Origin of the sequence: Pseudomonas sp. FYR_2, assembly GCF_043106425.1 — a bacterium.
Classification (GTDB): Bacteria; Pseudomonadota; Gammaproteobacteria; order Pseudomonadales; family Pseudomonadaceae; genus Aquipseudomonas; species Aquipseudomonas monteilii.
In genome coordinates, this window is the sequence record NZ_JBICMM010000035.1 from 57,214 (window position 1) to 82,212 (window position 24,999).

Sequence of the window (24,999 nt, forward strand, 5' to 3'; positions counted from 1 at the left end):
GTTTTTCAGGCTTTTCCCGTTCATGAACACCCAGAGCATCATCGTTCCCAAGCTGTCCACCGTCCCGGTGCATGAAGCCCGCGCCCGCGCCATCCTGCGCTGGCTGGTGCGCGAAAAGGTCGTCGAGGAGCAACTGACCACCTGTGGCCGCACCGGCAACCGCATGGGGCATGCCTTGGCTGCAGGCGCGCGCAAAGTGGCCCTGCACCCGGAAAAACTGCCCTTCGGCCAGCAGGTCAACGGCCTGGAAGTGATGCTCAAGCGCTGCATCTATACACCGACCGATGGCTTTCTTGAAGAAGCCGGTTGCCCGGAATGCCGGCGCGAAGTGGGCGAGCCGCTGTTCGAAAGCCTGGAAGAGTGGATGCCGGGGGTAAGTGACAACTTCACCTGCCCGTTGTGCGGCTTCGAAGATGACATCAATGGCTTCATTTACCTGCAGCCATGTGCCTTTTCCAACCTGGGGTTCATCTTCAACAACTGGGGCGAGGCCGGGTTCACCCAGGCCTTTCTCGACAGCTTCGCCGACTGGCTCGACCAGCCGGTGGCCGTGGTGCAGGTAAAACTGCCACAAGGCTGACCGAAGGCCCTTATTTTGCATTGAGCGGCGCGCCGTGCATGAGTATAATGGCGCGCTTCCATTTTTCCCGCCCGGGAGCCCCCGCGATGCTGCGTATCAGCCAAGAAGCCCTGACCTTCGACGATATCCTCCTTGTACCTGGTTATTCCGAGGTACTGCCCAATGAAGTCAGTCTCAAGACCCGTTTGACCCGTGGCATCGAGCTGAACATTCCGCTGGTTTCCGCCGCCATGGATACCGTGACCGAAGCGCGCCTGGCCATTGCCATGGCCCAGGAAGGCGGTATCGGCATCATCCACAAGAACATGACCATCGAACAGCAGGCCGGCGAAGTGCGCAAGGTCAAGAAGTTCGAGGCTGGCGTGGTCAAGGACCCGATCACCATCGAGGCCGACGCCACCGTGCGCGACCTGTTCGACCTGACCCGCCTGAATAACATCTCCGGCGTACCGGTGCTGGCGAACGGCGACCTGGTCGGCATCGTCACTTCCCGTGACGTGCGCTTCGAAACCCGCCTGGACGCCAAGGTCCGCGACGTGATGACGCCAAAAGAGCGTCTGGTCACCGTCCGCGAAGGCGCCGACAAGAACGAAGTGCGCGAGCTGCTGCACAAGCACCGCCTGGAAAAGGTCCTGATCGTTGACGACAAGTTCAACCTCAAGGGCATGATGACCGTCAAGGACATCGAAAAAGCCAAGGCCTACCCGCTGGCCAGCAAGGACGACCAAGGTCGCCTGCGCGTTGGCGCTGCGGTCGGCACCGGCAAGGACACCGGCGAGCGCGTTGCTGCCCTGGTAGCCGCTGGCGTTGACGTGGTGGTTGTCGACACCGCCCACGGCCACTCCAAAGGTGTGATCGACCGCGTTCGCTGGGTAAAAGAAACCTACCCGCAAGTGCAGGTTATCGGCGGCAACATCGCCACCGGCGCCGCTGCCAAGGCCCTGGCCGAAGCGGGCGCTGATGCCGTCAAGGTCGGTATCGGCCCAGGTTCCATCTGCACCACCCGTATCGTTGCCGGTGTCGGCGTGCCGCAAATCAGCGCCATTGCCAACGTTGCCGCCGCACTGGAAGGCACTGGCGTGCCACTGATCGCCGACGGCGGTATCCGCTTCTCCGGTGACCTGTCCAAGGCCATCGTTGCCGGTGCTTCCTGCGTGATGATGGGTTCGATGTTCGCCGGTACCGAAGAGGCTCCGGGTGAAGTCGAGCTGTTCCAGGGCCGTTCCTACAAGGCCTACCGTGGCATGGGCTCGCTGGGTGCCATGGCACAGGCGCAAGGCTCGTCCGACCGTTACTTCCAGGACTCCTCGGCCGGCGCCGAGAAGCTGGTACCGGAAGGCATCGAAGGCCGCGTACCTTATAAAGGCGCCCTGGCCGCGATCATCCACCAGCTGATGGGCGGCCTGCGTTCGTCCATGGGCTACACCGGCAGCGCAACCATCGAAGAGATGCGCACCAAGCCGGAATTCGTGCGCATCACCGGTGCCGGCATGGCCGAGTCCCACGTGCATGACGTGCAGATCACCAAAGAAGCCCCTAACTACCGCGTAGGCTGAGGCTTCCAGCAATATAAGCATGCGGGGCTGTCACGACAGCCCCGCGTCGTTTCCGATTTCCACTGACGAGATTGAGTCATGGCCCTCGACATTCACGCTCACCGCATCCTGATCCTCGATTTCGGTTCCCAGTACACCCAGCTGATCGCCCGCCGCGTGCGCGAAATCGGCGTGTACTGCGAACTGCACCCGTTCGACATGGACGATGAAGCGATCCGCGAATTCAATCCGCGCGGCATCATCCTCGCCGGCGGCCCCGAGTCGGTTCACGAAGCCAACAGCCCACGCGCTCCGCAGGCCGTGTTCGACCTGAACGTACCGGTGCTGGGCATCTGCTACGGCATGCAGACCATGGCCGAGCAGATGGGCGGCAAGGTAGAAGGTTCCGACCTGCGTGAATTCGGTTATGCCCGCGTAGACGTAGTCGGCAAGAGCCGCCTGCTCGACGGCATCGAAGACCACGTTGACGACGACGGCGTACTGGGCCTGGACGTGTGGATGAGCCACGGCGACAAGGTTACCCAGATGCCGGGCAACTTCCACGTACTGGCCAGCACCCCAAGCTGCCCGATCGCCGGCATGTTCGACGATGCCCGTGGCTACTACGGCGTGCAGTTCCACCCGGAAGTGACCCACACCAAACAAGGCGGTCGCATCCTGTCCCGCTTCGTGCAGGACATCTGCGGCTGTGAAGCCCTGTGGACCCCGTCCAACATCGTCGAAGACGCCATCGCCCAGGTGCGTGAGCAAGTCGGTTCGGCCAACGTCCTGCTGGGCCTGTCCGGCGGTGTCGACAGCTCGGTGGTTGCCGCGCTGCTGCACCGCGCCATCGGTGACCAGCTGACCTGCGTATTCGTCGACAACGGCCTGCTGCGCCTGCACGAAGGCGATCAGGTGATGGCCATGTTCAAAGAGAACATGGGCGTCAAAGTGATCCGCGCCGATGCTGAAAAGCAGTTCCTCGACAACCTGGAAGGCGAAGCCGACCCGGAGAAGAAGCGCAAGATCATCGGCCGCACCTTCATCGACATCTTCGATGCCGAAGCCAGCAAGCTGGAAAACATCCATTTCCTCGCTCAGGGCACCATCTACCCGGACGTGATCGAGTCGGCTGGCGCCAAGAGCGGCAAGGCCCACGTGATCAAGTCGCACCACAACGTGGGCGGCCTGCCGGAGGAAATGAACCTCAAGCTGGTCGAGCCGCTGCGTGAGCTGTTCAAGGACGAAGTGCGCAAGATCGGCCTGGAACTGGGCCTGCCGTACGACATGGTCTACCGCCACCCGTTCCCGGGCCCGGGCCTGGGCGTGCGCATTCTGGGTGAAGTGAAGAAGGAATACGCCGACATCCTGCGTCGCGCCGACCACATCTTCATCGAAGAGCTGCGCAAGGCCGACTGGTACCACAAGACCAGCCAGGCGTTCGTGGTGTTCCAGCCGGTCAAGTCGGTTGGCGTCGTTGGCGACGGCCGTCGCTACGCCTGGGTCGTGGCCCTGCGTGCCGTCGAGACCGTGGACTTCATGACCGCGCGCTGGGCGCACCTGCCGTACGAACTGCTGGAAACCGTCAGCGGCCGTATCATCAACGAAATCGACGGTATCTCCCGCGTTACCTATGACGTGTCGAGCAAGCCGCCGGCGACTATCGAGTGGGAATGATCCCGCGCCAATAGCCGGAAACACCCAAAAGCCCGCTTGAATGCGGGCTTTTGCATTTCTTGGCGCTACATCGAACTGAGCTGCAGGATCTCGTCTCCCGCTTCATCCTGCTCACCTGTCGGTTTCCAGCCCAGATGACGATAGAAGCCATATGAGCGTACGTTCGGGTCGCTGGAGCAAGCCAGGAAGGGGTGTTCGAACCCCAGCTCCCGCAGCTGATCGACAACCCTCTGAAGCAAACGCTTGCCGGTTCCCTGGCCCTCGTATGCGGGTAGCAGGGCAAGTACGGTGACCTCGCCGCTGTCTTTATCGGCGAAGCAGTAGCCGACTATCTCATCAGCATTGCAAGCCACGAACCCAGGGGAGCACCCATCGCGAATGCCGCTGCTCCAGGTGTCGACGGTTATGCCTAGGGCGCGCAGGTCCTCTTCCGTGAACGCGTTTTCCCTGGTCAGGGCTCGGATGGCAATACAGGTTGCGGCGTCTTCAGGTACTGCAGGGCGAAAGGTAATGGCTGCCATGATGTCGGCCTGGCTGAATAAAAAACCATTGTGCGTGTACAACGGTTTGCCAATCTGTAAACAAGCGTAAGCACCAGGGACAGGGTGGCTTAGGCCATTAAAACAACAGTTCACTTAATCTTTCCTATTTGCAGGTGTATCGTATTCGCCCTTCATCGCCAGCCGCTGCTGGCAGCTTGATTGCGCAGAACACGAGGTACCCGCACCGATGTCCTTCACCCGTCGACAAATGCTCAAGGGCCTCACCGGCCTGGTTGTGGTTGGCCTGGGCGCCGGTGGCGCGGCGCGTTACTGGCTGGGCAAGGTCGAAGACGACAATGCCGGGCATGATTACGAGCTGATCGCCGCGCCGCTGGATGTCGAGCTGGTGCCGGGCTTCAAGACCGAAGCCTGGGCTTTCGGCCCTTCGGCACCAGGCACCGAGCTTCGCGCGCGTCAGGGCACCTGGCTGCGGGTACGCTTCATCAACCACCTGCCGGTGGAAACCACCATTCACTGGCACGGCATTCGCCTGCCGCTGGAAATGGACGGTGTGCCCTACGTCTCGCAACTGCCGGTCAAGCCGGGCGAGTATTTTGACTACAAGTTCCGCGTACCGGATGCCGGCAGCTACTGGTATCACCCGCATGTCAGCAGCTCCGAAGAGCTGGGGCGCGGTCTGGTCGGCCCGCTAATCGTCGAGGAGCGCGAGCCGACCGGTTTCCAGCATGAGCGCACCCTTAGCCTGAAGAACTGGCACGTGGACGAGCAGGGCGCCTGGCTACCTTTCAGCATCCCGCGCGAGGCCGCGCGCAACGGCACCGCCGGGCGCTTGATCACCATCAATGGTCAGCCCGACTCGGTGACCGAGCTGCCGGCCGGCCACGTGGTGCGGGTGCGTCTGCTGAACCTGGACAACACCTGGACTTACCGCCTCAACCTCAAGGGCAACTGTGAGGCCAAAATCTATGCCCTCGACGGCAACCCGGTGACCCCGCGCCCATTGGAAGACGAGTACTGGCTCGGCCCGGGCATGCGTATCTGCCTGGCCATCCGTATTCCCGAGGCGGGTGAGGAGATTTCCCTGCGAGACGGTTTCGTGCGCCTGGGCACCCTGCGTTCGGTGGCCAGCAACGACGTGCCGGGTGATTGGCCGCCAGCGCTGCCGCCCAACCCGATCGCCGAGCCGGACCTGGAGAATGCCGAAAAGCTCAACTTCAATTTCGAATGGGCGGCCAACGTCACTGTCACCCCTGACCCGGACAAGCCCTCGAGCATGTGGCAGATCAATGGCCAGGCCTGGGACATCACCGACAAGACCTGCGCGGACCGCCCCATCGCCACGTTGCAGAAGGGCAAGAGCTACATCTTCGAGCTGAAGAACATGACCCAGTACCAGCACCCGATCCACCTGCACGGCATGAGCTTCAAGGTGATTGGCTCCAATCGCCACGACATCAAGGAGCCGTGGTTCACCGATACCTACCTGCTGGGCAAGAACGAGCGCGCCCAGGTGGCCTTGGTGGCGGATAACCCGGGCACCTGGATGTTCCACTGCCACGTCATCGACCACATGGAAACCGGCCTGATGGCCGCGATCGCGGTGGTTTGATGCGCCCGCAGATCATCGATCGCAGCCGCGATCAGGAATTCATGCGCCTGGCACTGACACTGGCTGCGCAAGGCGCAAGCATGGGGGAAGTGCCGGTGGGGGCAGTGCTGGTGCAGCATGGCCAGGTGATCGGCCAGGGCTTCAACCGGCCGATCATCGACAGCGACCCCAGTGCGCATGCCGAGATGGTGGCCATCCGCGCAGCGGCGAAGTCTGCCAGTAATTACCGGCTGCCCGGCAGCACCCTTTACGTGACCCTGGAACCGTGCAGCATGTGTGCGGGGCTGATCGTGCATTCGCGGGTGATGCGCGTGGTGTTTGGCGCCCTGGAGCCCAAGGCGGGGATCGTGCAGAGCCAAGGGCAGTTTTTCGGGCAGGGGTTCCTGAACCATCGGGTGATGGTGGAAGGCGGGGTGCTGGCGGAGGAGTGCGGGCAGATCCTCAGTGATTTCTTCAAGGCTCGCCGGGCCAAGGCTTAACCTGTACAGGCTTACATGGGCGGCGACTGATCTGCCGGCTTGTCCTTGTTCACCCCAGGCACATGCAGGTTGCCCTCGGCCACCTGGCCTTCGAGCTGCGGCTGGGTCACCCAGGTGAGGATGTCGTAGTAACGGCGGATGTTGGCCACGAAGTGCACCGGCTCGCCACCCCGGGCGTAGCCGTACTTGGTTTGCCGATACCACTGCTTCTGCGACAGGCGCGGCAGCATCTTCTTCACGTCCAGCCACTTGTTCGGGTTGAGCTTCTCGCGCTTGGCCAGGGTACGGGCGTCTTCCAGGTGGCCGCTGCCGACGTTATAGGCAGCCAGGGCGAACCAGGTGCGGTCCGGCTCCTGAATGCTGTCGTCCAGCTCTTCCTTGATCTTCATGAAGTATTTGGCGCCACCCTGAATGCTCTGTTTCGGGTCCAGGCGGTTGGACACGCCCATGGCCTGGGCGGTGCGCTGGGTCAGCATCATCAGGCCGCGCACGCCGGTCTTGGAGGTGACCTCCGGCTGCCACATCGATTCCTGATAGCCGATAGCGGCCAGCAGGCGCCAGTCTACCTGCTCGACCTTGGCGTAGCTCTTGAAGTGCTTCTCGTACTTGGGCAGGCGTTGCTGCAGGTGCTGGGCGAAGGTGTAGGCGCCCACATAGCCCAACACGTCGACATGGCCGTAATAACGGTCTTTCAGTCGCTGCAGGGTGCCGTTCTTCTGCGCCTTGTCGAGAAATTCGTTGATCTCGTTGAGCAGGCTGTTGTCTTCGCCTGCGGCCACTGCCCAGCGCTGGTCACGGGTATCGCCCAGGTCGAAGGCAACCCGCACGTTGGGGAAGTACACCTGGTTCATCGCCAGCTCGTTGGAGTCGACCAAGGTCAGGTCGATCTGGCCTTCGTCGACCATGCGCAACAGGTCGACCACCTCGACGGCGTCGGACTCTTCGTATTGCAGGCCCGGGTACTGCTTCTTCAGTTCGGCCAGCTGGTCGGCATGGCTGCTGCCCTTGAGCACCATGATCTTCTTGCCGACCAGGCCCTTGGCGTCTGTGGGGCGCGGGCGGCCGTTGCGGTAGATGACCTGCGGGGTCACTTCCAGGTACGGGTGAGAGTATCTGACCTGGGCCTTGCGCCGCTCGCTGCTGACCAGACCGGCAGCGGCCAGCACCGGGCCGGAGGGCTTGCCGAGGGCGTCGTACAGCTCGTCGAGGTTGTCGGCGGTCTCGATCTGCAGCTTCACGCCGAGATCTTCGGCGAAATGCTGGACCAGCTCGTATTCGAAGCCGGTTTCGCCGTTGCGGTCCTGGAAGTAGGTGGCCGGGCTGTTGCGGGTGATGACGCGCAGCACGCCATCCTCCTTCACGCGCTCGAGGGTGCTGGGTTTTTCAACGCAGGCACCGAGCAGCAGAAAGAGTCCGGTTGCGAGAAGCCATTTGGCGCAACGCTGGCGCAAAGCAGTGTGGGCGAACATAGGTTGCAGTATACGCAAAGGACCGGCCCAACCATATCTCGACAACTGTTAGCTTGTCTGGTAGCGGTTTATGTGATGTGGGGGCGTGGCGGTGGATTGTGTTTGGGCCACCAAGTGCCTGCCGTGAGATGTGTGGCGCCAGGGAGATCGAGCGCCGCCCGCGCGGCGCATCGCGAGCTGCGCTCGCTCCTACGTTTGTTTAGGGCCAGTTACGCCTGTGGCAGGCGCGCGCGACCGGCTTGTTGGTACGACGCAATCTAACGGCATGCGCCAAGGCGTACGCGCGCAAATACCCCTGGAATAATTGGCCCGGAACAAACGTAGGAGCGAGCGTAGCTCGCGATGCGCCGCGCGGGCGGCGCTCGATCTCATAGGCCATAAACCTCTTGAGGCGAGCACCCGAAATATTGACCCGAAAGTCCGGTTCCACCGCCCGGCAGCCGTGGCGTAGAGCGGGTGCCGAAAGCCATCGAATTAGGCTAGAATGCACGGCCTCTAAGCACACCCCTTCCTGAGGCTGTCCCGACGATGTTGATCCTGCGCGGCGCTCCTGCCCTTTCTGCCTTTCGCCACGGTAAATTACTCGAGCAACTGAGCCAGAAAGTCCCCGCTGTTACTGGTTTGTATGCCGAATTTGCCCATTTCGCCGATGTCGACGGCGAGCTGACCGCCGACCAGCAGCAGGTGCTGGGCCGTCTGCTCAAGTACGGCCCGAGCGTGCCGGTACAGGAGCCGACCGGTCGCCTGTTCCTGGTCGTACCGCGCCTGGGCACCATTTCGCCTTGGGCCAGCAAGGCCAGCGACATCGCCCACAACTGCGGCCTGCAGTCGATCCAGCGCCTGGAGCGCGGCATCGCTTACTACGTGGCCGGCACCCTGAGCGATGCTGACGCTGCATTGATCGCCGCCGAGCTGCACGACCGCATGACCCAGCGCGTGCTGGGCCAGCTGGAGCAGGCGGCCGACATGTTCAGCCACGCCCAGCCCAAGCCGATGACCTCGGTCGACATCCTGGCCGGTGGCCGCGACGCCCTGGCCAAGGCCAACATCGACCTGGGCCTGGCCCTGGCCGAAGACGAGATCGACTACCTGGTCAATGCCTTCCAGGGCCTCAAGCGCAACCCGAACGACATCGAACTGATGATGTTCGCCCAGGCCAACTCCGAGCACTGCCGCCACAAAATCTTCAACGCCAGTTGGGACATTGACGGCCAGGCTCAGGAAAAGAGCCTGTTCGGCATGATCAAGAACACCTACCAGATGCACAACGAAGGCGTGCTGTCCGCCTACAAGGACAACGCCTCGGTCATCGTCGGTAACGTGGCTGGCCGTTTCTTCCCGAACCCTGAAACCCGCCAGTACGGCGCGGTGCAGGAGCCGGTGCACATCCTGATGAAGGTGGAAACCCACAACCACCCGACCGCCATCGCCCCGTTCTCTGGTGCCTCCACCGGCTCCGGCGGCGAAATCCGCGACGAAGGTGCTACCGGCCGTGGCGCCAAGCCCAAGGCTGGCCTCACCGGCTTCACCGTGTCCAACCTGCGCATTCCGGGCTTCGAGCAGCCATGGGAGCAGGCTTACGGCAAGCCTGAGCGCATCGTCGACGCCCTCGACATCATGATCGAAGGCCCTCTGGGTGGCGCGGCGTTCAACAACGAATTCGGTCGCCCGGCCCTGACCGGTTACTTCCGTACCTTCGAGCAGGCCATCAACACCCCGCACGGTGAAGAAGTGCGCGGCTACCACAAGCCGATCATGCTGGCCGGTGGCATGGGCAACATCCGTGAAGACCACGTGCAGAAGGGCGAGATCACTGTCGGCGCCAAGCTGATCGTGCTCGGCGGCCCGGCCATGCTGATCGGTCTGGGCGGCGGCGCCGCTTCGTCGGTGGCGACCGGTGCCAGCTCGGCAGACCTGGACTTCGCCTCGGTACAGCGCGAAAACCCTGAAATGGAGCGCCGTTGCCAGGAGGTCATCGATCGCTGCTGGCAGCTGGGCGACGCCAACCCGATCGCGTTCATCCACGACGTTGGCGCCGGCGGTATCTCCAACGCCTTCCCTGAGCTGGTCAACGACGGTGGTCGTGGTGGCCGCTTCGAACTGCGTAACGTGCCCAACGACGAGCCGGGCATGGCCCCGCACGAAATCTGGAGCAACGAATCGCAAGAGCGTTACGTACTGGCCGTCAGTGCCGTTGACTTCGACCGCTTCCAGGCCATCTGTGAGCGCGAGCGCTGCCCGTTCGCTGTAGTGGGTGAAGCGACTGAAGAGCAACACCTGACCGTCAGCGACAGCCACTTTGGCAACACCCCGGTGGACATGCCGCTTGACGTGCTGCTGGGTAAACCGCCACGCATGCACCGTTCGGTTACCCGCGAAGCCGAGCTGGGCGATGACTTCGACCCGAGCAAGCTGGACCTGGACAACGCCGTCCAGCGCGTTCTTAGCCACCCGGCCGTGGCCAGCAAGAGCTTCCTGATCACCATCGGCGACCGCACCATCACCGGCCTGGTTGCCCGCGACCAGATGGTCGGCCCGTGGCAGGTACCGGTGGCTGACTGCGCCGTCACCGCCACCAGCTTCGACGTCTACACCGGTGAAGCCATGGCCATGGGTGAGCGCACCCCGCTGGCACTGCTGGATGCCCCGGCGTCTGGCCGCATGGCCATCGGCGAAACCCTGACCAACCTGGCCGCTTCGCGCATCGAAAAGCTGTCCGACATCAAACTGTCGGCCAACTGGATGTCCGCTGCTGGTCACCCGGGTGAAGACGCCCGCCTGTACGACACCGTCAAGGCTGTCGGCATGGAGCTGTGCCCGGAGCTGGGCATTACCATTCCGGTCGGCAAAGACTCGATGTCGATGAAGACCAAGTGGAGCGATGAGGGCGTCGAGAAGAGCGTTACCTCGCCAATGTCGCTGATCATCACCGGCTTCGCCCCGGTCACCGACATCCGCAAAACCCTGACCCCGCAACTGCGCATGGACAAGGGCGAGACCGACCTGATTCTGATCGACCTGGGCCGTGGCAAGAACCGCATGGGCGCCTCGATCCTGGCTCAGACCTACGGCAAGATCGCTGCCCAGGCACCGGACGTCGACGACGCTGAAGACCTCAAGGCCTTCTTCGCGGTCATCCAGGGCCTGAACGCCGACGGCCACCTGCTGGCCTACCACGACCGTTCCGACGGCGGCCTGGTCACCACCGTGCTGGAAATGGCCTTCGCCGGCCATTGCGGCCTCGACCTGCACCTCGACCCGCTGACCGACAGCAAGGGCGATGTACCGGCCATCCTCTTCAACGAAGAGCTGGGCGCAGTCATCCAGGTTCGCCAGGATGCCACTCCGGACGTACTCGCACAGTTCAGCGCTGCTGGTCTGGGCGAAGGTTGCGTCGCGGTGATCGGCAAGCCGGTCAACAACGGTGAAGTGTCCATCAGCCTGAACGGCGAAGTGCTGTTCGACGACGACCGCCGCATGCTGCAGCGTCAGTGGGCCGAAACCAGCTACCAGATCCAGCGCCTGCGCGACAACGCCGACTGTGCCGACCAGGAATTCGACCTGTTGCTGGAAGAAGACAACCCGGGCCTGTCGGTGAAGCTGGGCTTCGACGTCAACGACGACATCGCCGCACCGTACATCAAGAAGGGCGTGCGCCCGCAAGTGGCCATCCTGCGCGAGCAGGGTGTCAACGGCCAGGTCGAAATGGCTGCTGCCTTCGACCGCGCCGGCTTCGCCGCGATCGACGTGCACATGAGCGACATCCTCGCTGGCCGTGTCGACTTCGAAGCCTTCAAGGGCCTGGTCGCCTGCGGTGGTTTCTCGTACGGTGACGTACTGGGTGCCGGCGAAGGCTGGGCCAAGTCGGCGCTGTTCAACGCCCGTGCCCGTGACGCCTTCCAGGCCTTCTTCGAGCGTACCGACAGCTTCGCCCTGGGCGTGTGCAACGGTTGCCAGATGATGTCCAACCTGCACGAGCTGATCCCGGGCACCGAGTACTGGCCGCACTTCGTGCGTAACCGCTCGGAGCAGTTCGAAGCCCGTGTGGCCATGGTCGAGGTGCAGAAGTCCAACTCGATCTTCCTGCAGGGCATGGCCGGTTCGCGCATGCCGATCGCCATCGCCCACGGCGAAGGCCACGCCGAGTTCGCCAACGAAGCGGCACTGCTGGAAGCCGACGTGTCCGGTTGCGTGGCCCTGCGCTACGTCGACAACCACGGCAAGGTCACCGAAGCCTACCCGGCTAACCCGAACGGCTCGCCGCGTGGTATCACCGGCCTTACCAGCCGCGACGGCCGCGTGACCATCATGATGCCGCACCCGGAGCGTATGTTCCGCGCCGTGCAAAACTCCTGGCGCCCGGACGAGTGGCAGGAAGATGCCGCGCTGATGCGTATGTTCCGCAACGCACGGGTGTGGGTGAACTAAGGCGTGTACAAGCTCGCCTTCTTCGTCCCCGCCAGCCATGTCGAAGTGGTCAAGGCCGCCGTATTCGCCGCCGGTGGCGGGCGCATCGGTGACTATGACCACTGCGCCTGGCAAACCCTGGGCCAGGGCCAGTTTCGCCCGTTGGACGGCAGCCAGCCGTTCCTCGGGCAAGCCGGCCAGGTCGAGGTGGTGGAAGAGTGGAAGGTGGAGCTGGTGGTGGCGGACGACCTGATTGTTCAGGTCGTCGCTGCGCTCAGGCAGAGCCACCCGTACGAGACGCCAGCCTATGAAGTCTGGCGGCTCGCCGAGTTCTAGACCGCATCACGGCCATTCGCGGGCACGCCCGCGAATAGGCCCTACACGCCAGCCACAATGTCCTTGCCAGGCACCGGCCGCTTCAACCAGCCACAAGCCAGCAACCCCACCTCGAACAACACCCACATCGGCACCGCCAGCATCGTCTGCGAAAACACATCCGGTGGCGTCAATATCATCCCCACCACAAAGCACCCGACAATCACGTAGGGCCTGCTGCGCCGCAACGTGGCCACATCGGCCAACCCCACCCAGACCACGATGAACGTCGCCACCGGGATCTCGAACGCCAGCCCGAACGCCAGGAACAGCGCCAGGATAAAGTCCAGGTACTGGCTGATGTCGGTCATCATCGCCACGCCGTCCGGCGTCACGCTGGCAAAAAAGCCGAACATCATCGGAAACACCAGGAAGAACGCGAAGGCCATGCCGGCATAGAACAGCACGATGCTCGACACCAGCAGCGGCAGGGCAATGCGCCGTTCACGGCGGTACAGCCCCGGCGCCAGAAAGCCCCAGGCCTGGTGCAGCAGCAGCGGCATGGCCACGAACAGCGCACACATCGCGGTCAGCTTGAACGGTGTCAGAAACGGCGAGGTGACGCTGGTAGCGATCATGCTCGCGCCTTCTGGCAAAAAGCGCCGCAGCGGTTCGGAAATGAGCGTGTACAGCGTTTGCGCAAAGGGGAACAGGCCAGCGAACACCAGCGCCACCAACGCCAGGCAACGCACCAGGCGTTTGCGCAGGTCGCGCAGGTGTTCGGTCAACGGCATGCTGGCCGCCGGGTCCATGGCAATACTCATGAGGCATTTTCCTTGGGCAGGGCGACCGTGGCTGCATCATTGGCCGGCTCCGCGTTCAAACTTATGCCTTGGCGGATCTCCTGCTCCAGGCGCTGTAATGGGGCGCTGTCGAGGTTCGGCATGTCGATTTCGCGTTCTACCTGCGTGCGTAAGGCGTGCATGGCCCGGCGCGCCTGGCCCAGCCCGCGCCCCAGGGTACGCGCCGCTACCGGCAGGCGTTCCGGGCCCAGCACCAGCAACGCGACAATGCCGACCAACAGCACCTCGCTGAAGCCTACCTCGAACATCAGGCCTGACGATCCGCTTGAGGCTGCTGAGTGGCCTGGCCGTTCAGCGGCGCCTGCTGCTGTACTTGTGCCTGGCCAGCGGCATTGACATCGTTGTCACCGCCCATGGATTTGCGAAACCCCTGGATCGCCTCACCCACATCGCTGCCCAGGCCCTTGAGGCGCTTGGTGCCAAACAGCAGGAATACGATCAGCAGTACGATCACCAGTTGCCAGATTCCAATGCCACCCATTGCGACCACTCCTGTAAGGTCATGAAAAGGAAGGCTAATCCTGCCTCGTGTAGATGACGTACACATGACGGACGGGCATTGCCATCTACCTGCAACACGCCGCGTGTTGACTGGCGTCTTTATTCTGCGAGCGAGGCACGCACGGATGGGTGGCAGGCAACAGCAGGGGGCGGCCCTGTTGATGGTGATGGTGGTGCTGGCAATGTTGGCGGCGGGTATGGCCTGGCTGGTGGAAGACGGCCGGCGCCAAGTGGATGAGGTGCGCCTGCTGCACCAGCGGGTACAGGCGCGGGCCATGGAGCAGGCCGGCCTGGCCTACGCCAAGCAAGCCCTGCGCGACCCCACCTGGCGGCTCAGCCCGTTGTTCTGGCAGGCCCTGCGTGGGCAGCCGTTGAACTATGACTTTGGCGCTGGCCAGGCGCAGTTGCGGGTGCGCGACCAGCACACCTGCTTCAACGTCAATGCGCTGCTAGGTGTTGATGGCGAGCGAGCCGAGCGTCAGTTGCGCTATTTGCTAGGCGACGACATGGCGGCTGAGCGGCTGGTCGATGCGCTGGCCGACTGGCTCGACGCCGATAGCGATACCCGCCTGCAAGGCGCCGAAAGCGCCCAGTACCTGCGTCAGCAGCCACCACGCCTGGCGGCCAACCAGCCGATGCTCGACACCAGCGAGCTGAACCTGCTGCTGGAGCCGGACGCCAGTCGGCAGGGCCGCTATCCGATGTTGTGTGCCTTGCCGCAGGTGACCGGTTGGCGCCTGAACGCCAATGCGCTTGGGCTGGAGCATTTGCCGCTGCTGGAGGCGTTATACGAAGGGCGTTATTCGCGCTCGTTGCTCAGCCGCATCATCAGCGGGCGGCCGGCGTCGGGGTATGTGGATGCAGGTGCCTTGCGTCAGGCGTTGGGGGCGGTGGATGACGAAACGTTCGAACGGTTGAGCGAAGGGTTGCTGCTGAACAGCGGGTATTTCCTGTTGCAGTTGTCGTTCGAGGAAGAGGGGCGGGCGATACGCAGCGAATTCCAGGTGGAGGCGTTGGGGGTGGTGCAATGGCATGCCCGGGTGCCGGCGCAGCAGGTGCGGGTGCGCAGCCGCGAGCCGATGGCTTGGTAGGGCTTGAGGTTGCCGGGGCTGCTGTGCAGCCCATTCGCTGGCAAGCCAGTCACATTCAGGAATTGCACGGTATTCAGAACCTGTGATCGTGAGCTGAAACCAGCAGCGTGTACTGATAATCTTGCTAGTTGCGCCTGGCCTCGGAAAGACCAAAACTTCAGCTCACCGTCTTGCGAGGCAAAACCCTGTGTCAGTAGCTCTGCGTGCCTATTGCCCTTACGGGCACCACCAAAACCAAGCTAGCTCGGCATTCATGCTTGGCTACAATGGTGAGCGAGAAGACTGCCGCTCCGGCACCTACCTGCTAGGCAATGGTTATCGGGCTTACAGCCCAGCCCTGAGGCGATTTCTTTCACCTGATGGCTGGAGTCCTTTTGGTGCTGGCGGGCCAAATGCTTATAGCTACTGCTCAGGAGATCCAGTCATGGGGCTGGATCCAAGTGGTCACGCGGATCTAAGTGGTCTGCGTAAAGTACCGCAAAAGCTATTGCAGCAATCACGAAGGGCAGGGGCACAAAGGGCTCAGCGGCAGACTGCAGAACAGCGTGTGGAGGCACTGCGTGCCAGACTACAACAGCGGCAACAAACACAAGCCCATATGCCAACACAACCTGTTAGGCAAACACTGAGAAACCCTATGGCTCAGCAGGGTACAGTGTATCTGGCTAACCGTCTTGCACCAGCGGGTAGTACAGCTCAACAGCTGCCATTGGCCAACGGGGCTCGAACTCCGCCCCGCCATGAAGCTGCGGGACTACAGCCACTTGACCTCGCTCAGGCAGAGTCTCTGTATCAGCAACTTATTGACATGAATCGGCACGAGCAAAACTTTAGTCAGAATCTTTCATATTTGGCAGAAGGCACCGAACTACGTCTGAGTTATGAGCGAGACATGTCCAATATCAGAGCGCACGCAGACCAAATCCGCAGTCGACTTGGTGTTGACGCACTCAGCTGGTTCCACTTCTGAAGAAATGGTTGGTCGGTGATTGGGCAGTTTCCCGGGTGCCGGCGCAGCAGGTGCGGGTGCGCAGCCGCGAGCCGATGGCTTGGTAGGGCTTGAGGTTGCCGGGGCTGCTGTGCAGCCCATTCGCGGCACAAGGCCGCTCCTACAAGAGATCGCGTACCCCCTGTAGGAGCGGCCTTGTGTCGCGAAAGGGCCGCAAAGCGGCCCCCGTGCACAGGTCGATCAGGCAGTCCCGATCTCCCCGCCATCAATACGCTGAATCACCACCGTCGAAGCCCGCGGCCGTACCGTAGTCCCAGCCGGCGTAGCGTCGGTCGCCTTGTCGGTATATGGCCAGTTCCCCGGGTGCTGAATGTTCACGAACAGCGTCTTGTTGTCCGGCGTAAAGGTAATCCCGGTCACCTCACATTCATTCGGCCCAACGAAGAAGCGGCGCAGGTCCACCTGGTTCTGCGCGTTCACCGGCACCTGCTTGCCGCTGGCGTCTACCAGGTCGGTGGGGATCACTGCCAGCAGCTGGTCGTTGGTGTAATCAGTGAGGGTGCTTTCACCGTTGTCAGTCTCGAACCACAGCACGCCACGGCTATCGAAGCTCATGCCGTCGGGGCTGGCGAACTGGTTCAGTTCGGTCAGGCCGGAACGGTTGATATCGGCAGTACCGGCTGCGTTGGCGCCGAACACGAAGATGTCCCAAGTGAAGCTCAACTGGTCGTCGCTGTCGTGCCAGCGAATGATGTGGCCATGGCGGTTCGGGCCGCGCGGGTTGGCCGCATCGACCTTTTCCGGGGTACGCGCGCTGTTGTTGGTCAGGGTCAGGTATACATCGCCGTTCAGCGGGTTGACCGTGGTCCATTCCGGGCGGTCCATCGGCGTTGCGCCCACGGCATCGCCGGCGCCACGGGTGTTGAGGATGATGCCTGGCAAGTCACCATACAGCGCACCCAGGGTGCTGCCGTTAGTGGTAGCGGTGTTCACATCCAGCAGCAGCCATACGCCGGTGCCGTCGGCATTGAAGCGGGCCACGTAGAGCTTGCCCTGGTCAAGGTACTTGGCACCGGTGGCCAGGCGGTCGGCCGGGGTGGCGTCGGCGGCGTCCCACACGGCGGTGGACACCCACTTGTACAGGTACTCGTTGTTCGAGTCGTCACCCATGTACCACACCAGTGGCTTGCCGGCGACCGGCAGGCCTGGGGCGCAGCCCTCGTGGCGGAAGCGGCCCAGTGCGGTGCGCTTGGTGGCCAAGGTGCTGCTGTTGTATGGGTCGATTTCGACGATGTAGCCGTAGGTGCTGGCTTCGTTGCGGTAGTCGTCGGTGGCGCTGGCGCCTTTGACGGTGACGTCGAAGCGGGCAAATTCGTCGGCCACCTCAGTGCTGTCGCCAGCTGCGGTTTCCCATTTGTACTGGCCGCTGGAGGTGCCCACGCCAATGCGGCGCTGGTCTTCGGGGCGGGTGCCCTTGTTGACGAAAATGCCTGGCCAGTTCTCTTCACAGGTCAAGTAGGTGCCCCACGGGGTGTAGCCGTTGCCGCAGTTATTGTTGGTGCCACGGCAATGGGTGCCGGCGGTGGAATACTTGGTCTTGACGTGGTCGGTACCGCGCAGCGGGCCGGTGATTTCCATGCGCGAGGCGGTGGTGAAGCGGCGGTTCAGCGGGTCGTTGTCGACCACCTGCCAGCGTCCGCTGACTTTCTGCAGGCGCACCACGCCAGCCCCGTGGGCGTTGATTTCCTTACGCACTTCTTCGACCGGACGCTTGCCGTTCACATCGGTGGTGGGGCCGGCCGGGTGCAGGGCGGCGGTGTCGATGTATTCGAAGTTGATCGCCAGCAAGCCATCTTCCGAGCTGCCGTTGATGGGGAAGAAGTGCATGCCGTCATGGTGCATGCCCATGGCATTGGCCTGGTCGGTCGAGGTGTTGCTGCCGTCAGACTTCCACGGGTTGCCGTTGCTGTTGATGGGCGTACCCCACGGCGCCAGCACATAGGCGCTGTAGCCGGCGGCCACCACGCAGGCGTCGGTGCGCGAGCCCGGGATGGACTGGAAGCCCAGCGCCAGTTTCGGTACCTCTGGTTCGGTAACAGGCGGCTCGGTCACCGGTGGCTCGGTGACCGGATCATCGTGATCGGAACCACCACCGTCGAAGCAGCCTGTCAGGCCGGTACCGGCGATCATGGCGATGGCGGCGCCCAGGCTGCCGCGCATCACGCTGCGGCGGCTGAGGTAGGCGTCCATGACGTTGGCCATCGGCAGGTTGCCGCTTTGGTTCCGGTCCAGGTTGTCGCCGGTATCTCGACTCATCAGGGTGTCCTTATGTTGGCTGAGTTAGAGGAAACCGCGACTGTAGTGCGCAAATATGATGATTCATTGGCAGAAATGTTAACGGGGTTTTAAAACGGTCCGCTCTTAGAACATTCGCTGACAGATCAATTTGGAATGACTGTCGGAATTCTGCCATCAAACTGTCATGCCAACGCCGCAACATCCGGAGCCCTGAATGAACATGGATAAGGATGGCGGGTTCGATGGCAAGCAGCATGCACAGGCGCGAAGTGATCAGCTGGATGGGTGTCGGGGCCATGGCCCCGCTGCTCGGCGCCTGTTCTGCTTTCCCGGCACAACAGGGCGGTAACGCCCACCTCGACCTGCTGTACGTGGCCGATACCCTCGATGCCCGCCAACCCGGCCAGGCGGTGGTGCCGGCGACTCGCCTGGGGCCGGTCAGCCACCTGGGCCGCGCGCCTTGGATGACCGGCAGCAGCGCCAGCCTGGCCTACCCGCAACTGGCGCCGTTGCTTGATGCCAGCCAGGCAAGTGCAGCCCACCTGGGCGGTTTTGCCGTGCTGGCGGCGTTGCTGGAGCAACTGCGGGCGGAGGCCGGAGCAGGTAATAGCCTGACCCTGGAAAACGGCCAAGGCTGGAATGGCAGTGGCCTAGCCTACCTGACTCAAGGTGAGAGCGGCGTTCAAGGCAGCCAGCTGCTGGGCAGTGAGGTGCGTGTCAGCAGCGATGAACGCGTGCTGTGGCCGCAGCGTAGCCATGGGCTGTATCGCCAGGCTAGCGCCATTACCTTGGGCGCCGGGCTGGCGGACGCGCAACGTCAGGCACTGGGGCTGGAGGCCTTGCACGTCTTCGAGCGCGGCGGTGCCCGCATTGCCGTGGTCGGCGTGACCGACCCTTACGCCCAGGACCAGAAAGCCTCCCTGAAACTGTGGTACCAATCATTACAACCCGTGTTCGAGCAAGCCCGGCGCGAAGCCGACCTGGTGGTGGCCATGGCCGACATAGGCACAGGCCCTGGCTTGTGGCTGGCCGAGCGGGTGCCGCAAATCGACGTGTTGTTGTGCGCCCGTGGCCAGGACCTGTGGCCGGCGCCGGTCGAGGTCACCCAGGCCAGTGGCCGGCGCGTGCCGGTGCTGTTCGCCGGTTGCCGGGGCAGCGGTGCCTTCCGCCTGCGTTGTCTGCGAGTGGCTGGCGCATGGCAATTCGATGGGCGTTTCTTCCCGGCGTTCGAACAGCAACTGTCACCCGCCGCGCAACTGCGGGTGGGGCAACTGCAGGCTACCTTGCGCCAGCAACGCGCCGGCCATGCGGCCTGGCTCGACCAACCGCTGGCCCTTGCGCCACAGGCTTTGTGGCGCCGCGACACCCGTGGTGGCAGCTGGGACCGCTTGCTGCATCAAGCGTTGGCCGATGACAGCAGCATGCCCGTGCTGCTGCCGGGCCTGCGCTATGACTACCCGCTGCCCGCGGGGGCCCCCATCACCCGCGAACACCTGATCAGCCTGACCGGTGGCTACCCGGCCCCGGTGGTCGAAGCGCCGGCCCGGCAGGTGGAGCAAGTACTGGAAAACGCCGCAGAGCAACTGTTCGGCGACCCGCTACTGCTGGACAACAGCCAAGACCTGCCACGCTGGCAGAGCCAGGCCTGGGGGGTCAGCTACAGCCCGCAAGGCAAGCGCATCACAGGGCTGGAGCCGGTGCAGGGCCTGTGCCGCACCTTTGGCCTGCAGTTTGAAAGCCAGGCGGGTGAGCCCCTGTGGCAGCGGGTTGAAGCCTGGCTCGCCCGTCAGGCACCCGGCTGGCAACTGGTGCCGTTGCAATGGCCAGACGTGCGCTATGTGCAGGGGCACCCGGGCTGGCACCCACGGCAGTTGGCTTCGTGACGTTCGCTTCGCGCCTGCTCTCGGGCGCAGGCCTGACCTTGGCAGGCTGGCTGGCCGCCCAGTGCGTGCTGCAACTGAGCCGCCAGCCACAACCGGCGACAGCACCTGCGGTGGCTGTCGCTCCGTTGCCTGGCCTGATGGTCGGTCACTGGCAGGCGCCCATCGACGACGGTGCAATCGCCATTACCCGCCTGCCACTGCAATACCTCGGGGGCCTGAAGGCAGAGCCACTGGCCTCCAGCGTGGTGGTGCTGCGCTACGGCGAGCAAGTACGCACGCTGGCGCGTGGCCAACGCCTGGCGCCGGGGATCGTGCTGCAGGACATCGACAGTGATGGCCTGATTTTCAACAACCAGGGGCGGCGCGAACGCCTGCCCTGGCCGCCACGCCCCGCCGTGACCGGCTTCAAGCGGCAAGGATGAACGATGCCTGTTAGATACTGCGTGGCGGCTGCGCTGAGCCTGGTGCTGTCCCTGGCCTGCGCCGAAGAGCCGGTGTTCGATGACAACGGTACGCCAATGTACGAGGTGAACTTCGTCGACACCGAACTGGGCGAGTTCATCGACAGCGTGTCGCGCATCACCGGTACCACGTTCATCGTCGACCCCCGGGTAAAGGGCAAAGTCACTGTGCGCACCGTCGACCTGTACGACGCCGATGCCATCTACGACATCTTCCTCGCGCAGTTGCGCGCCCAGGGCTACGCCACCGTCGACCTGCCCAACGGCAGCGTGAAGATCGTCCCCGACCAGGCCGCGCGCCTGGAACCGGTGCCGGTGGAGGCGGGCGGGCAGCAAGGCGAAGGTAGCGACAGCGTGGCTACCCGCGTATTCAATGTGCGCAACGCCGCCAACGAACAGGTGCTGGGCATCCTCAAACCCCTGATCGACCCACGCGTTGGGGTGATCACCCCGTACCCGGCAGCGCACCAGTTGGTGGTTACCGACTGGCGCAGCAACCTCGACCGCATCGGTAGCCTGCTGCGCCAGCTCGACCGCCCGCAAGAGGCGCCAAGCAATGGCAGCACCCAGGTGATCTACCTGCGCCATGCCAATGCCGGTGAAGTGGTCAAGGTACTGCGCGGGCTCAGCCAGGAAGGTGCGGTGCCGGCAGAAGGTGCGGGCGAAGGTGAGGGCAAGGACAGGCCCGTGGTGGCTACCAGTGGTGGCCCGGGCATTCGCCTTGAATACGAAGAAGGCACCAACGCTGTGGTGATGGTCGGCCCCGACAGCGAACTGGCCGCCTACCGCGCCATCGTCGAGCAGTTGGACATTCGCCGTGCCCAGGTGGTGGTAGAGGCGATCATCGCAGAGGTGTCCGATAGCAGCGCCCAGGAGCTGGGCGTGCAATGGCTGTTTGCCGACGAAAAGTTCGGCGCCGGCATCGTCAACTTCGGCAGCAACGGGGTGAACATCGCCAACATCGCCGGGGCGGCTGCCAGTGGCGACAACGAGGCGCTTGGTGACTTGTTGTCCGCCACTACCGGCGCCACGGCGGGCATTGGCCATTTCGGCGGCGGTTTCAACTTCGCCATGCTGGTCAATGCGCTAAAGGGCAAGAGTGGTTTCAACCTGCTGTCTACACCTACTTTGCTCACCCTGGACAACGCCGAGGCCTCCATCCTGGTCGGCCAGGAGGTGCCCTTTGTCACCGGTTCGGTCACACAGAACAACGCCAACCCGTACCAGACCATCGAACGTAAAGAGGTCGGGGTAAAGCTGCGCATCAAGCCGCAGATCAACGTCGACAACAGCGTGCGCCTGGACATTGTCCAGGAGGTGTCATCGATCGCCGAGTCCAGCGCGGCCAGCGATGTGATCACCAACAAGCGCGAGATCAAGACCAAGGTCATGGTCGAGGACAACGGCCTGGTGATCCTCGGCGGCCTGATCAGCGACGAACTGAGTACCAGCAACCAGCGCGTGCCGCTGCTTGGTGACATCCCTTACCTGGGCCGGCTGTTTCGCTCCGACGCCACCAAGAACACCAAGCAGAACCTGATGGTGTTCATCCGCCCGCGCATCTTGCGGGACGGGCCGAGCCTGGCCGGGCTTAGCGAAGACAAGTACCGCACCTTGCAGCAGACCACGCCGCTGCAACTGCCGGACTTGGCCGAGGGCACCCCTTTGTTGCAGGTATTCCCCGCCAGCCGGGCGCGCCTGGAAGGCGGTGACTGGTGATGCTGCCTTATCGCCAGGCACGGCAAAGCGGGGTGGCCATGGCCCCGGCGGCGGAGGGCTGGCAGCTGTGGCTACGGCGCGATGCCGACAGCGCCCAGTTGCAGGAGCTGCTGCGTGTACATGGCCAGCCCAGTGCGCTGGAATATCTGGAACCCGCCGTGTTCGACGAGCGCCTGGGCCAGTTGTATGAGGTGGGTGATGCCGCCACTGAAGCGCTGATCGAAGGCATCGGTGACCAGGTCGACCTGGACAGCCTGATGAGCGAGATGCCGCGCATCGAAGACCTGCTGGAAAGCGATGACGAAGCCCCGGTCATCCGCCTTATCAATGGCCTGTTCGGCCAGGCCCTGCGCCTGCGCGCCTCGGACATCCATATCGAAACCTTCGAGCAGAGCCTGGTGGTGCGCCTGCGGGTCGATGGGCACCTGCGCGAAGTGTTGCGCCCACCGCGAGCGCTGTCGGCCATGCTGGTATCACGGATCAAGGTCATGGCGCGTCTGGACATCGCCGAAAAACGCCAGCCCCAGGACGGCCGTATCACCTTGCGTGCAGCAGGCCGTGAAGTGGATGTGCGGGTTTCGACCTTGCCCGGCATTCATGGCGAGCGGGTAGTCTTGCGCGTGCTCGACAAGCAGGCCAGCCTGCTGGCGCTGGATAACCTGGGCATGCCGCCCGCCGTGTTACAGGGCCTGCGCAGTTGCCTGGCGCGCCCCAACGGCATCGTGCTGTCCACTGGCCCGACCGGCTCGGGCAAGACCACCACCCTGTACGCCAGCCTCAATAGCCTCAACGACGGCAGCCGCAATATCCTCACGGTCGAGGACCCCGTCGAATATGCCATCGCCGGCATTGGCCAGACAGCCATCAACCCGCGTGCCGGGCTGACGTTTGCCAGTGGCCTGCGCGCCATCCTGCGCCAGGACCCGGACGTGATCATGCTCGGTGAAATCCGCGACCAGGAAACCGCGCAGATCGCGGTACAGGCCAGCCTTACCGGCCATCTGGTGCTGTCCACCCTGCACACCAACAGCGCCGTGGGGGCGGTAACCCGTCTGCGTGACATGGGCATCGAGCCGTTCCTGATCGCCTCCTGCCTGCGTGGTGTGCTGGCCCAGCGCCTGGTACGGCGCTTGTGCCGTTGCGCCGTGTCGTACCCGCTGCAACCTGCCGAGCGTGAGCTGTGGCCAGAACTGGCGGCACTGGGCAGCAGCTACCACGCGGTGGGCTGCGAACAGTGCCAGGGCAGCGGTTATGTCGGGCGCCTGGGCCTGTACGAATTCATCGAGCTGGATGCCGGTTTGATCGGTCTGCTCTACGACGGCGCCAGTGAACTGGCCATGCAGGATTACCTGGCCGAGCGCCGCCAGAGCCTGGTGGCGATGGCCAGTGATTGCCTGGCGCGTGGCGAGACCAGCCTGGCCGAAGTGCTGCGTGTGGTGCAGGGCTAAGGCATGCCGACGTATCGCTACCAGGCCGTCGACCTCGCCGGCAAAGCGCACAAGGCCAGCCTGCAAGCCGACAGCGAGCGCCATGCACGCCAGTTGTTGCGCGAGAAGGGTCTGTTCGCCCGCCAGTTGCAGCGCCAGGAAGCCGGAGCCCGGCAAGCCAGGCGCCAGCGTTTAAGCCGTGCCCAGCTCTGTGAACTGACCCGCCAGCTGGCGACCCTTATCGGGGCTGGCATCCCCTTGGTCGACGCGCTGGCTACCCTTGAACGCCAACTGCGCCAGCCGGCCCTGCACAGTGTGCTGGTGGCCCTGCGTGGGTCGCTCGCCGAAGGCCTGGGCCTGGCCCGCAGCCTGGCGCGCCAGGGGGCGCCGTTCACGGGTTTGTATTGCGCACTGGTCGAGTCCGGCGAGCGTTCCGGGCGCCTGGCACAGGTGCTTACACGGTTGGCCGACCACCTGGAGCAGGTACAGCGCCAGCAACATAAAGCCCGTACTGCGCTGATCTACCCCACCGTATTGATGGGCGTGTCACTTGCCGTGGTCGTCGGCCTGATGACCTTCGTCGTACCCAAACTCACCGAACAATTCGCCCACGCAGGGCAAAGCCTGCCGCTGATCACCTCGCTGCTGATCGGCCTGAGCCAGGGGCTGGTACACGCCGGGCCGTGGTTGTTGGGGGGGGCGTTGGTGCTTGGCGTGCTCGGCGGCTGGTTGCTGCGCAAGCCGCATTGGTGCTTGCGCCGCGACCAGTTGCTGCTGCGCCTGCCGCGCATCGGCAGCCTGCTGCAGGTGCTGGAAAGCGCCCGCCTGGCGCGAAGCCTGGCGATTCTCAGTGGCAGTGGCGTGGCCTTGCTCGAAGCCTTGCAAGTGGCCACCGAAACCGTCGGCAACCGGCGCATCCGGCTGGCCATGGAGCAGGTGCGCCAGCAAGTGCAGGGCGGTACCAGCCTGCACCGAGCGCTGGATGCCAGCCAGCAATTCCCGCCGCTACTGGTGAACATGGTCGGCAGCGGCGAGGCCAGCGGCACCCTGGCCGACATGCTCGAACGCGTGGCCGACGACCAGGAGCGCGGCTTTGCCCGCCAGGTGGATACCGCCATGGCGCTGTTCGAACCCCTGATGATCCTGGTGATGGGCGCCGTGGTGCTGTTCATCGTGCTGGCGGTGCTGTTGCCGATCATGCAACTCAACCAGGGTCTGCAACTGTGACGACAA

General features: G+C 63.6%; 20 protein-coding genes. 14 read left to right on the forward strand and 6 right to left on the reverse strand.

Annotated features, from left to right (window positions below; genetic code table 11):
- Positions 1-22 precede the first annotated feature (22 nt).
- The 3 genes from ACF8R4_RS14510 (at position 23) to guaA (ending at position 3,792) form a co-directional block, all read left to right on the forward strand.
- The gene (locus tag ACF8R4_RS14510; protein WP_028698964.1) at positions 23-580 is read left to right on the forward strand and encodes a hypothetical protein; all 558 of its coding nucleotides are present in this window, start codon (positions 23-25) and stop codon (positions 578-580) included.
- Positions 581-666: 86 nt separating this feature from the next.
- Positions 667-2,136 (forward strand): IMP dehydrogenase, encoded by a 1,470-nt coding sequence (gene guaB, locus ACF8R4_RS14515; RefSeq protein WP_012270723.1) that lies wholly within the window; start codon positions 667-669, stop codon positions 2,134-2,136.
- Between the two features lie 78 nt (positions 2,137-2,214).
- Positions 2,215-3,792, forward strand: coding sequence for a glutamine-hydrolyzing GMP synthase (gene guaA / locus ACF8R4_RS14520; protein ID WP_392492766.1), 1,578 nt, complete (start codon positions 2,215-2,217; stop codon positions 3,790-3,792).
- 65 nt (positions 3,793-3,857) lie between these two features.
- Here the strand turns inward: guaA and ACF8R4_RS14525 are convergent, their stop codons facing one another.
- Complete coding sequence (locus tag ACF8R4_RS14525) at positions 3,858-4,313, reverse strand: GNAT family N-acetyltransferase (RefSeq protein ID WP_104835414.1); 456 nt, start codon at positions 4,311-4,313, stop codon at positions 3,858-3,860.
- A gap of 208 nt (positions 4,314-4,521) precedes the next feature.
- On the opposite strand from ACF8R4_RS14525, the gene ACF8R4_RS14530 reads away from it, so the two are divergent.
- On the forward strand, positions 4,522-5,904 hold the full coding sequence (locus ACF8R4_RS14530; RefSeq protein WP_392492768.1) for a multicopper oxidase family protein: 1,383 nt from the start codon (positions 4,522-4,524) through the stop codon (positions 5,902-5,904).
- On the forward strand, positions 5,904-6,383 hold the full coding sequence (gene tadA / locus ACF8R4_RS14535) for a tRNA adenosine(34) deaminase TadA (protein WP_016713031.1): 480 nt from the start codon (positions 5,904-5,906) through the stop codon (positions 6,381-6,383). Before ACF8R4_RS14530 ends, tadA begins: the two co-directional genes overlap by 1 nt.
- Before the next feature lie 11 nt (positions 6,384-6,394).
- Here the strand turns inward: tadA and mltF are convergent, their stop codons facing one another.
- The gene (mltF, locus tag ACF8R4_RS14540; RefSeq protein ID WP_019098095.1) at positions 6,395-7,852 is read right to left on the reverse strand and encodes a membrane-bound lytic murein transglycosylase MltF; all 1,458 of its coding nucleotides are present in this window, start codon (positions 7,850-7,852) and stop codon (positions 6,395-6,397) included.
- 528 nt (positions 7,853-8,380) lie between these two features.
- On the opposite strand from mltF, the gene purL reads away from it, so the two are divergent.
- Together purL and ACF8R4_RS14550 are read left to right on the forward strand one after the other, a co-directional pair.
- Complete coding sequence (gene purL / locus ACF8R4_RS14545; RefSeq protein WP_392492771.1) at positions 8,381-12,280, forward strand: phosphoribosylformylglycinamidine synthase; 3,900 nt, start codon at positions 8,381-8,383, stop codon at positions 12,278-12,280.
- A 3-nt stretch (positions 12,281-12,283) separates the two neighbouring features.
- Entirely contained in the window at positions 12,284-12,595 is a 312-nt protein-coding gene (locus ACF8R4_RS14550) for an NGG1p interacting factor NIF3 (RefSeq protein ID WP_306578777.1), read from the forward strand.
- Between the two features lie 41 nt (positions 12,596-12,636).
- Here the strand turns inward: ACF8R4_RS14550 and tatC are convergent, their stop codons facing one another.
- The 3 genes from tatC to tatA are packed head-to-tail and all read right to left on the reverse strand — an operon-like array spanning position 12,637 to position 13,918.
- Complete coding sequence (gene tatC, locus ACF8R4_RS14555; RefSeq protein WP_019098097.1) at positions 12,637-13,398, reverse strand: twin-arginine translocase subunit TatC; 762 nt, start codon at positions 13,396-13,398, stop codon at positions 12,637-12,639.
- Complete coding sequence (gene tatB, locus ACF8R4_RS14560; protein WP_156867978.1) at positions 13,395-13,685, reverse strand: Sec-independent protein translocase protein TatB; 291 nt, start codon at positions 13,683-13,685, stop codon at positions 13,395-13,397. Before tatB ends, tatC begins: the two co-directional genes overlap by 4 nt.
- Complete coding sequence (gene tatA / locus ACF8R4_RS14565; protein WP_025753757.1) at positions 13,685-13,918, reverse strand: twin-arginine translocase TatA/TatE family subunit; 234 nt, start codon at positions 13,916-13,918, stop codon at positions 13,685-13,687. Before tatA ends, tatB begins: the two co-directional genes overlap by 1 nt.
- 145 nt (positions 13,919-14,063) lie before the next feature.
- Between tatA and gspK the strand changes: the two genes are divergently transcribed.
- Both gspK and ACF8R4_RS14575 read left to right on the forward strand, forming a co-directional pair.
- Positions 14,064-15,029, forward strand: coding sequence for a type II secretion system minor pseudopilin GspK (gspK, locus tag ACF8R4_RS14570; protein WP_392492773.1), 966 nt, complete (start codon positions 14,064-14,066; stop codon positions 15,027-15,029).
- Between the two features lie 187 nt (positions 15,030-15,216).
- Entirely contained in the window at positions 15,217-15,999 is a 783-nt protein-coding gene (locus ACF8R4_RS14575; protein WP_374754773.1) for an RHS repeat-associated core domain-containing protein, read from the forward strand.
- Between the two features lie 219 nt (positions 16,000-16,218).
- On the opposite strand, the gene ACF8R4_RS14580 is transcribed toward ACF8R4_RS14575, so the two are convergent.
- The gene (locus ACF8R4_RS14580) at positions 16,219-18,294 is read right to left on the reverse strand and encodes a PhoX family phosphatase (protein WP_060497414.1); all 2,076 of its coding nucleotides are present in this window, start codon (positions 18,292-18,294) and stop codon (positions 16,219-16,221) included.
- A 224-nt stretch (positions 18,295-18,518) separates the two neighbouring features.
- Here ACF8R4_RS14580 and ACF8R4_RS14585 point away from each other — a divergent pair, with 224 nt between their 5' ends.
- Genes ACF8R4_RS14585 through gspF form a run of 5 tightly spaced genes read left to right on the forward strand, consistent with a single transcriptional unit; the run spans position 18,519 to position 24,993 of the window.
- On the forward strand, positions 18,519-20,159 hold the full coding sequence (locus tag ACF8R4_RS14585) for a hypothetical protein (protein ID WP_060497413.1): 1,641 nt from the start codon (positions 18,519-18,521) through the stop codon (positions 20,157-20,159).
- Entirely contained in the window at positions 20,156-20,581 is a 426-nt protein-coding gene (locus tag ACF8R4_RS14590; RefSeq protein WP_392492775.1) for a pilus assembly protein PilZ, read from the forward strand. Before ACF8R4_RS14585 ends, ACF8R4_RS14590 begins: the two co-directional genes overlap by 4 nt.
- Before the next feature lie 3 nt (positions 20,582-20,584).
- Positions 20,585-22,339: a type II secretion system secretin GspD gene (gspD, locus tag ACF8R4_RS14595; RefSeq protein WP_392492777.1), complete on the forward strand. Its 1,755-nt coding sequence runs from the start codon at positions 20,585-20,587 to the stop codon at positions 22,337-22,339.
- Positions 22,339-23,787 carry a GspE/PulE family protein gene (locus ACF8R4_RS14600; protein WP_060497411.1) on the forward strand — a complete coding sequence of 483 codons (1,449 nt, stop codon included), beginning with the start codon at positions 22,339-22,341 and terminating at the stop codon, positions 23,785-23,787. Before gspD ends, ACF8R4_RS14600 begins: the two co-directional genes overlap by 1 nt.
- Before the next feature lie 3 nt (positions 23,788-23,790).
- Positions 23,791-24,993 (forward strand): type II secretion system inner membrane protein GspF, encoded by a 1,203-nt coding sequence (gene gspF / locus ACF8R4_RS14605; protein WP_392492778.1) that lies wholly within the window; start codon positions 23,791-23,793, stop codon positions 24,991-24,993.
- Positions 24,994-24,999 lie beyond the last annotated feature (6 nt).

Excerpts from the sequence above, each read along its gene's own strand:
- ACF8R4_RS14530 (WP_392492768.1), top strand. The coding sequence starts at position 4,522 with ATGTCCTTCACCCGTCGACAAATGCTCAAGGGCCTCACCGGCCTGGTT.
- gspF (WP_392492778.1), top strand. The coding sequence starts at position 23,791 with ATGCCGACGTATCGCTACCAGGCCGTCGACCTCGCCGGCAAAGCGCAC.
- ACF8R4_RS14525 (WP_104835414.1), bottom strand. The coding sequence starts at position 4,313 with ATGGCAGCCATTACCTTTCGCCCTGCAGTACCTGAAGACGCCGCAACC.
- tatB (WP_156867978.1), bottom strand. The coding sequence starts at position 13,685 with ATGTTCGAGGTAGGCTTCAGCGAGGTGCTGTTGGTCGGCATTGTCGCG.
- guaB (WP_012270723.1), top strand. The coding sequence starts at position 667 with ATGCTGCGTATCAGCCAAGAAGCCCTGACCTTCGACGATATCCTCCTT.
- gspD (WP_392492777.1), top strand. The coding sequence starts at position 20,585 with ATGCCTGTTAGATACTGCGTGGCGGCTGCGCTGAGCCTGGTGCTGTCC.
- tatA (WP_025753757.1), bottom strand. The coding sequence starts at position 13,918 with ATGGGTGGCATTGGAATCTGGCAACTGGTGATCGTACTGCTGATCGTA.
- tadA (WP_016713031.1), top strand. The coding sequence starts at position 5,904 with ATGCGCCCGCAGATCATCGATCGCAGCCGCGATCAGGAATTCATGCGC.
- ACF8R4_RS14585 (WP_060497413.1), top strand. The coding sequence starts at position 18,519 with ATGGCAAGCAGCATGCACAGGCGCGAAGTGATCAGCTGGATGGGTGTC.
- purL (WP_392492771.1), top strand. The coding sequence starts at position 8,381 with ATGTTGATCCTGCGCGGCGCTCCTGCCCTTTCTGCCTTTCGCCACGGT.
- guaA (WP_392492766.1), top strand. The coding sequence starts at position 2,215 with ATGGCCCTCGACATTCACGCTCACCGCATCCTGATCCTCGATTTCGGT.
- ACF8R4_RS14600 (WP_060497411.1), top strand. The coding sequence starts at position 22,339 with ATGCTGCCTTATCGCCAGGCACGGCAAAGCGGGGTGGCCATGGCCCCG.
- ACF8R4_RS14580 (WP_060497414.1), bottom strand. The coding sequence starts at position 18,294 with ATGAGTCGAGATACCGGCGACAACCTGGACCGGAACCAAAGCGGCAAC.
- mltF (WP_019098095.1), bottom strand. The coding sequence starts at position 7,852 with ATGTTCGCCCACACTGCTTTGCGCCAGCGTTGCGCCAAATGGCTTCTC.
- ACF8R4_RS14510 (WP_028698964.1), top strand. The coding sequence starts at position 23 with ATGAACACCCAGAGCATCATCGTTCCCAAGCTGTCCACCGTCCCGGTG.
- tatC (WP_019098097.1), bottom strand. The coding sequence starts at position 13,398 with ATGAGTATTGCCATGGACCCGGCGGCCAGCATGCCGTTGACCGAACAC.
- gspK (WP_392492773.1), top strand. The coding sequence starts at position 14,064 with ATGGGTGGCAGGCAACAGCAGGGGGCGGCCCTGTTGATGGTGATGGTG.